7 protein-coding genes are annotated in these 7,618 nt (G+C 67.0%); 1 reads left to right on the forward strand and 6 read right to left on the reverse strand.

What is annotated here, in order from left to right; translation table 11 throughout:
- The 4 genes from ACFDSW_RS12640 to radA all read right to left on the reverse strand — a co-directional run.
- Window positions 1-683, reverse strand: a 683-nt coding sequence (locus tag ACFDSW_RS12640; protein WP_375250645.1) for a cation:proton antiporter, incomplete at its 3' end; no start/stop codon positions are given.
- The gene (locus tag ACFDSW_RS12645) at window positions 683-1,117 is read right to left on the reverse strand and encodes an iron-sulfur cluster assembly scaffold protein (protein WP_375250646.1); all 435 of its coding nucleotides are present in this window, start codon (window positions 1,115-1,117) and stop codon (window positions 683-685) included. The genes ACFDSW_RS12645 and ACFDSW_RS12640, both read right to left, overlap by 1 nt.
- Complete coding sequence (locus ACFDSW_RS12650) at window positions 1,114-1,680, reverse strand: CvpA family protein (RefSeq protein WP_375250647.1); 567 nt, start codon at window positions 1,678-1,680, stop codon at window positions 1,114-1,116. Before ACFDSW_RS12650 ends, ACFDSW_RS12645 begins: the two co-directional genes overlap by 4 nt.
- A 70-nt stretch (window positions 1,681-1,750) precedes the next feature.
- Window positions 1,751-3,121 (reverse strand): DNA repair protein RadA, encoded by a 1,371-nt coding sequence (radA, locus tag ACFDSW_RS12655; protein ID WP_375250648.1) that lies wholly within the window; start codon window positions 3,119-3,121, stop codon window positions 1,751-1,753.
- A gap of 170 nt (window positions 3,122-3,291) precedes the next feature.
- Between radA and ACFDSW_RS12660 the strand changes: the two genes are divergently transcribed.
- Entirely contained in the window at window positions 3,292-3,990 is a 699-nt protein-coding gene (locus ACFDSW_RS12660) for a hypothetical protein (protein ID WP_375250649.1), read from the forward strand.
- Between the two features lie 129 nt (window positions 3,991-4,119).
- Here the strand turns inward: ACFDSW_RS12660 and alaS are convergent, their stop codons facing one another.
- Together alaS and ACFDSW_RS12670 are read right to left on the reverse strand one after the other, a co-directional pair.
- Window positions 4,120-6,783: an alanine--tRNA ligase gene (gene alaS / locus ACFDSW_RS12665; RefSeq protein ID WP_375250650.1), complete on the reverse strand. Its 2,664-nt coding sequence runs from the start codon at window positions 6,781-6,783 to the stop codon at window positions 4,120-4,122.
- A 98-nt stretch (window positions 6,784-6,881) separates the two neighbouring features.
- Window positions 6,882-7,529: a glutathione S-transferase family protein gene (locus tag ACFDSW_RS12670; protein ID WP_375250651.1), complete on the reverse strand. Its 648-nt coding sequence runs from the start codon at window positions 7,527-7,529 to the stop codon at window positions 6,882-6,884.
- Window positions 7,530-7,618: the final 89 nt, after the last annotated feature.

Here is a 7,618-nt window from a genome sequence, read left to right on the forward strand (position 1 = left end):
GCGAAGACGAACATCTCGCGCTCGCCCAGATTGCCGATCAGCCGGAACAGCGGCCCCAGCACGAACCGCCCTGCCGCGACCAGCCCGGTGATCGCGCCGACGGTGTAGAGCGTCAGCACCCAACCAGATGGACCGCCGGCATCCGCGGGATTGCGGCTCATCGCGGCGATGATCGTGATCATCGGAATGATCGAAAGATCCTGGAACAGCAGGATCGAGAAGGCGCGTTCCCCGAACGGGGTGCGCAGCCGACCCGACGATTGCAGCATCGGCAACACCTGCGCGGTCGACGACAGCGCGAGCGGCATGCCCAGCGCCAGCGCGGCGGCGGTGGAGAACTTCGCCACCAGCGCCAGGATCGCGGCGATCGCGATGCCACACGCCACCACCTGCACCAGGCCGAGGCCGAAGATATCCTGCTTCAATCGCCACAATCGGGACGGGCTCAATTCCAGTCCGACGATGAACAGCAGCAACGTGATGCCGAGTTCGGCAAAGCCCAGTTTCGACTCGGCATCGCCAACCAACCCCAGCAGATGCGGCCCGACGAGCGCGCCGGCGATCAGGAAGCCGAGCGTCGCGCCCAGCCCCAGCCGGCGAAACAGCAGCACGAAGACAAGCCCCGCGCCCAGAAGAATGGTCCCATCGCGAACCAGCGATCCCCCCGCGGCGGCATGGTCCATCAGGCGGCCACGCCCAGGCGCGCGCGCTCGGCTGCTTCCGCGGCAGCCTCGAACGCCAGACGGATCGAGGGATGACGCGCGGTCAGCTTCAGCCCGGGGGTGAAAATGTCGATCCCCGGCCAATCGGGCACCCCGCCCTCGCCGCCAAGCCACTGCGTCAGCTGATCGCGGGCGATCGCCAGTTCCTCCGGCGAACGCCCGATCGCATGGCGCGCCAGCAGCGTTGCCGATGCCTGCCCCAACAGGCAGGCGCGCACTTGCGAACCCAGCGCAGCGACCCGGCCCGCATCGTCCAGCGCGACGTCGATCGTCACCCGGCTACCGCAGATCGGCGAGCGGCGCTCGGAGCTTCCCGCCGGATCGTCGAGCCGGTCGGGATAGGGATTCCCCAGCGCCAGCGCGCTGATTTCGGGGGTATAGAGATCGAGGCTCATGGGGTCGGTTCGCTTGTCTTGTCGGGCGTCGGCGTGGTCACGCGCGGCCCGAACATCGGTTGCCCGCGTCTGCGCCGGTCCACCACGTCGGCGATCGACGCGCTGTTGGCGCTCAGCAGCGGATAGGTGCGCGCCTCGACCAACCAACCGGGGCGGCGTGTGGGTCCACCCCCCATGGTATCGAGCACCAGCACGACGAACAGATAGGCAAGGCTGGCGAGGATCAAACCCTTCAGCGCGCCGAAACCGAAGCCGAGCGCGCGATCGACCGGCCCCAGCACCGAGGTGCGCGTCCGTTGCGCGATCGCATTGATGATCAGGCGGCTTGCAAGATAGGTCGCCCCGGTCAGCAGTACGAATGCCAGCACCGTCGCGCCCGAAGACGTGCCGATCGGCCCGGCCAGTGCCTTCGACAGCGGCAGATGGAAGATCTTCAGCGCAAAGATCATCGCCACCCAGGCGAACAGCGCCAGGACTTCCCCGACGAATCCGCGCCGCGCACCGCCGATCGCGGTCAGCCCGACCAGGATGAGGACGATGATGTCTAGGCCGTGCAGGTCCATATCCCGCCTCTTATGGTGCGGCGCGCGCGGCGGCTAGAGTGCGTCGGCGATGCGGAAGGTTGGCCGCGGCTCATCCCCGGCCCAGCAGATGGTCCACGAACTGCCCCAGCGTCCGAAACGACGTCGACCGCATCGCCTTGTCGGGTGCCGCCGAAGCAGGCACCAGCGCCCGCTCAAACCCCAGCTTCGCCGCCTCCTTCAGGCGCAGCGGTGCATGTGCGACGGGGCGTAACTCGCCCGACAGCGCGATCTCGCCGAAGGCGACCGCATCGGCGGGGACCGGCCGCTCGCTGAGCGCGGAGATCAACGCCGCCGCCACCGCGAGATCCGCCGCCGGATCCTGTACGCGATATCCGCCGGCGACGTTGAGATAGACTTCGCATGTCGAGAAACTCAGTCCACAGCGCGCTTCGAGCACGGCCAGGATCATCGCGAGCCGCCCCGAATCCCAGCCGACCACCGCCCGGCGCGGGGTCGCGCCGCTGGCGAGCCTGACCACCAGAGCCTGAATCTCCACCAATACCGGGCGCGTGCCCTCCAGCGCGGGGAATACCGTGGCGCCGGTCACGCCCTCGTCACGCTGTGTCAGAAACAGCGCCGACGGGTTGCTCACCTCCGCAAGGCCAGCGCCCGCCATCGCGAAGACGCCGATCTCGTCGGTGCCGCCGAAACGGTTCTTCAGGCTGCGCAGGATGCGATATTGATGGCTGCGCTCCCCTTCAAAGGCGAGCACGGTATCCACCATATGTTCCAGCACGCGCGGCCCAGCGATCGTGCCGTCCTTGGTAACGTGACCGACGAGGATGACGGCGGTGCCCCGCTCCTTGGCGAAGCGGATCAGTTCCTGCGCGCTGGCGCGCACCTGGCTGACCGTGCCCGGCGCCCCTTCGATCAGGTCGGAATGCATCGTCTGGATCGAATCGATCACCAGCAGGCGCGGCGGCGTGCCCGCACCCAGCGTCGTCAGGATATCGCGCGTCGACGTCGCGGCGGCGAGCCGCACCGGGGCGTCGCCCAGCCCCAGTCTCTGTGCGCGCAACCGCACCTGATCCGCCGCCTCCTCGCCAGAGACATAAGCCACGTCATGACCGGCGCGTGCCAGCCCGGCGGCGGCCTGCAACAGGAGGGTCGATTTGCCGATGCCCGGATCCCCGCCGATCAGCGTCGCCGATCCCGCTACCAGCCCGCCCCCCAGTGCGCGGTCAAGTTCGGCGATGCCGAACGGCAGCCGGTCGGGCAGCGTGACGTCGCTGTTCAGCCCGATCAATTCGATCGTCCGCCCGCCGCCCTGCAAATTGTGCTTGGCCTGGAATGGCGTGACGACGGCGCCGGCTTCCTCGACAAGGGTATTCCACGCCGAGCAATCGTCACACTGCCCCTGCCAGCGGTGGCTGACGGAGCCGCACGACTGGCAGACGTATCGCTTCTGAGGTTTCGCCATGCGGACGGTATAGCCGCAATGGAACGGGAGGGGAACATATTAACAGATGTGAGGCTCGCCTGAATGGCGCGTTCACGTTCGGTCCATCCACCGGGACCGAGAATGGGAACCCTGATTGATACACATGTGTTTCAATCCTGTCTTATTCCAAACGACAAGAGGAGTTCCTCGTGAAGAATTTTGCCGTTTTCGCACTGGCTTCGGCCGTTGTTCTGCCTGCCGCGGCGAGTGCGCAAGAAGCGCCAGCCCCGACCGCACAGGCGGGTGCGCAGGCCAGCGCCACCGTGACGACCGGCGCAACCGTCTATGACACGTCCGGCGCGACCGTCGGTACGGTCGAAAGCACGGATGGCACCAACGCCGTCGTCAATACCGGCACCGTCAAGGCGGCGATTCCGCTGACGTCGTTGGGCAAGGGCACCAACGGGCCGGTGCTGGCGATGACCAAGGCGCAGCTTGAGGCTGCCGCGAGCCAGCAACAGGCGCAGGCCGCCGCCAGCTTCAAATCGCAGCTGGTGCCGGGTGCCGCGGTGTTCGGCGCGGCGGGCACGCAGATCGGCACGATCAAGACGGTCGATGCATCGGGTGTCACCGTCACCACCACCGCGGGTGATGCCAAGCTGCCGACCGCCGGTTTCGGCCCCGGACCGAAGGGTGTGACGCTAGGCATGACCGAGGCGCAGCTGAAGGCCGCGATGGGCACCGCATCACCGGCGGGGGCGGCATCCACCACCTCCAGCCCGACGGCGAGCGCTACCCCAATGGGCGCGACGGCATCGACCGATACCGCCACCGCCAGCGACAGCACCGCGACCGAAAGCGCCACCACGGCGACGACCACGTCGGCGAAAAAGCGCAAGCCGAAGTAATCGGCTGCGGGGAGCGGGCCCGTTCGGCCCGCTCTTTCGCATCACGCCGTCGATCGAGCGCATGCCGAACGGCTTGACGAAGGGGTCGGGATCAGAGGGATCCCGGCCCCTTTGTGCGTTGGCGGCCCGTTATCCCGCCGACGCGGTTTCCGCTAGCGCGGCGCGGACAGCGGCGATCGCCTCCTGCGCCTTCGTGCCGTCGGGGCCACCGCCCTGCGCCATATCCGGTCGGCCGCCGCCGCCCTCGCCGCCCAGCGCCACGACCGCGCGTTTGAGCAAATTTACCGCGTTGAGCGAGCCGACCAGATCGTCGGTGACGCCGACCGCGACCGACGCGCGCCCTTCGTTGACGGCGACCAGCATCGCCACGCCCGAGCCCAGCCGCTGCTTGACGTCATCCACCGCGCCGCGCAGCCCCTTTGCATCGAAACCGTCGAGCACCTGCGCCTGCATCGCGACCCCGCCGACACGCTCGGAGACCGCGTTCGCCGCGCCCCCGGCGCCCATCGCGATCGCTTTCCGGGCGTCCGCCAGCTCCCTTTCCAGTCGGCGACGTTCCTCGACCAGTGCGGCGACGCGGGCGGGCACATCGTCCGGCGCGGTCTTCAGAAGGGCCGCCGCCTCGCGGAGCTTCTCATCGCGCGCATTCAGATAGCTGCGTGCTTCCTCGCCGGTGAGCGCCTCGACGCGACGTACCCCGCTCGATACCGCGCTTTCGCCGACGATCTTGAACACACCGATATCGCCCAGTGCGGAGACATGGGTGCCCCCACATAATTCGATCGAATAGGTGCTGCCGTCCTCCTCGCTCCCCATCGAGACGACGCGGACCTCATCACCATATTTTTCGCCGAACAGCGCCATCGCACCCATCTTGATCGCGTCGTCTGGCGTCATCAGGCGCGTCTCCACGCGGCCGTTGCCGCGAATTTGCGCGTTGACCGCCGCTTCCGCCACGGAAAGGTCATCGCTCGACATGGCGGCGGGATGCGATACGTCGAAGCGCAGCCGCTCCGCGGCGACCAGCGATCCCTTTTGCGCGACATGCGTGCCGAGCCGCTGCCGCAACGCCTCGTGCAGCAAGTGGGTGGCGGAGTGATTGGCGCGGATCGCGGCACGGCGCCGGGTATCGATCGAAAGGCGGACGGTGTCTCCGACCTTGATTTCGCCCGAGCCGATCGTCGCATGATGCACCCACAGCTTGCCAAGCTGCTTCGACGTGTCGGACACGGTGGCCGAGAGACCTTGCTCACTGGTGATCGTGCCGGCGTCACCCACCTGCCCGCCGCTTTCGGCGTAGAAGGGCGACTGGTTGACGATCACATCGACCGGCTCGCCCTCGCCAGCGCGATCGATCCGCGCGCCGTCTTTCACCAGCGCCAACACCACCCCTTCGCCAGTGTCGTTGGCATAGCCCGTGAATTCGGTCGCACCGACAGCATCGGCGATGTCGAACCATAATTCGTCCGACGCCTTCGCCCCCGACCCTTTCCACGCGGCCCGTGCGGCGCGCTTCTGTTCCGCCATCGCCGCGTCGAAACCGGCGCGATCGACCCCCAGATCCTGCGCGCGCAGTGCATCCTCGGTCAGATCATAGGGGAAACCATATGTGTCGTAGAGCCGGAACGCGGTCTCGCCCGGCAGGACATCGCCGGCGTGCATTCCCGTGGTGGCCTCGTCGAGCAGCCGCAGCCCCTTGTCGAGCGTCTGGCGGAAGCGAGTTTCCTCCTGCCGCAGCGTCGCTTCGATCAGCGGTTGCGCGCGGACCAGTTCGGGATAGGCCGCCCCCATCTCCGCCACCAGCGCTGGCACCAGCCGGTGCATCAATGGCTCTTTCGCGCCCAGCAGGTGGGCGTGCCGCATCGCGCGCCGCATGATCCGGCGCAGCACATAGCCGCGCCCTTCATTGGCGGGCAGCACACCATCCGCGACGAGGAAGCCGGCGCATCGCAGATGATCGGCGATCACACGGTGGCTTGCCTGATTGTCACCCGTGGTGGCGGTATGCGTCAGCGCGCCCGACGCCGCGATCAACGCCTTGAACGTGTCGGTATCGTAATTGTCGTGGACGCCCTGCATCACCGCGGCGATCCGCTCCAGCCCCATGCCGGTATCGATCGACGGGCGTGGCAGGTCGCCGACGATCGCGTCCGCCTCCTGCATGAACTGCATGAAGACGAGGTTCCAGATCTCGACGAAACGATCGCCATCCTCGTCCGGGCTGCCCGGCGGGCCACCCGCGATATGCTCGCCATGATCGTAGAAGATCTCGGAACACGGCCCGCACGGCCCGTCCGACCCCATCGCCCAGAAATTGTCCTTGGTGGCGATCCGGATGATTCGATGATCGGGCAGGCCGGCGATCTTTTTCCACAGGTCGAACGCCTGGTCGTCGTTGTGATAGACCGTCGCGGTCAGCCGGTCCGCCGGCAACCCCCATTCCTTCGTCAGCAACGTCCAGGCGTGCGTGATCGCCTGCTCCTTGAAATAGTCGCCGAACGAGAAATTTCCGAGCATTTCGAAAAACGTGTGGTGGCGCGCGGTATAGCCGACATTGTCGAGATCATTGTGCTTGCCGCCGGCGCGGACGCACTTCTGCGACGATGTCGCGGTGGAATAGGGTCGGGTTTCCAGCCCGGTGAAGACGTTCTTGAACGGCACCATGCCCGCATTGACGAACATCAGCGTCGGATCGTTCTGCGGCACAAGCGGCGCGCTGGGCACGATACGGTGTCCGGTGGCACCGAAATAATCGAGGAACGAGCGGCGGATGTCGTTGGTCGAGGTCGTCATGCTGCGCGACTTAAGCGGAGTCGCGGCGCGCCACAATCCGTGTCGCAAACCAGAAGGGCGGCCGCCGCCCCCGAAGCGGTGATGCGGCCGATCCCGTCTCAGGCATAAGCATAGGGGCCGCCGCGCGCCAGCGCGCGCTGATAGGCGGGACGCGCGTGAACGCGCTCGATCCACGCGATCGTCGCCGGCCGGGTGGCGTCGAGCCCGCCGCGACTGCGCGCCGCCTCCAGCGGAAAGCTCATCATGATGTCCGCCGCGCTGAACGCTTCCCCGGCAAACCACGGCTGTCGCGCCAGCACGCTCTCGACATAATCCAGGTGCCGGTCGATCATCGGCTGGATCCGCGCGGCGATGCGCTTGCCCAGCACCGGAATGCGCATCAGCACCAGCTTGACCAGCAGCGGCGGCATCATCGAACCTTCCGCATAATGCAGCCAGAAGCGATAGGAGAGCGCCTCCTCCCGCCGCGACGGCGCGCCGAGCTTCCCGTCCGCCTTGTCGACCAGATATTCGACGATCGCGCCGGTTTCGGCGATCACCCGCGAGCCGGCGTCACCCTGCGTCGCGTCGTCGACGATCACCGGCGACTTCCCGAGCGGATGGACGTCGCGCAACTCGCGTGGCGCCAGCATGGTCTTCGGATCACGCTCGTAACGCTTGACGTCATAGGGGAGCGCCAGCTCCTCCAGCATCCACAGCACACGCTGCGATCGTGAATTTTCGAGATGATGGACGATGATCGTCATGATGGTCGCTCCCCCGCGCGCGCGGTCCAGATCCAGATTGCAGCGGTAAACGTTACCACGTCCCCCTGTATCCGTGGGTCCTGTATCCG

The sequence above is a fragment of the Sphingomonas sp. genome, from assembly GCF_042091075.1.
GTDB lineage: Bacteria > Pseudomonadota > Alphaproteobacteria > Sphingomonadales > Sphingomonadaceae > Sphingomonas.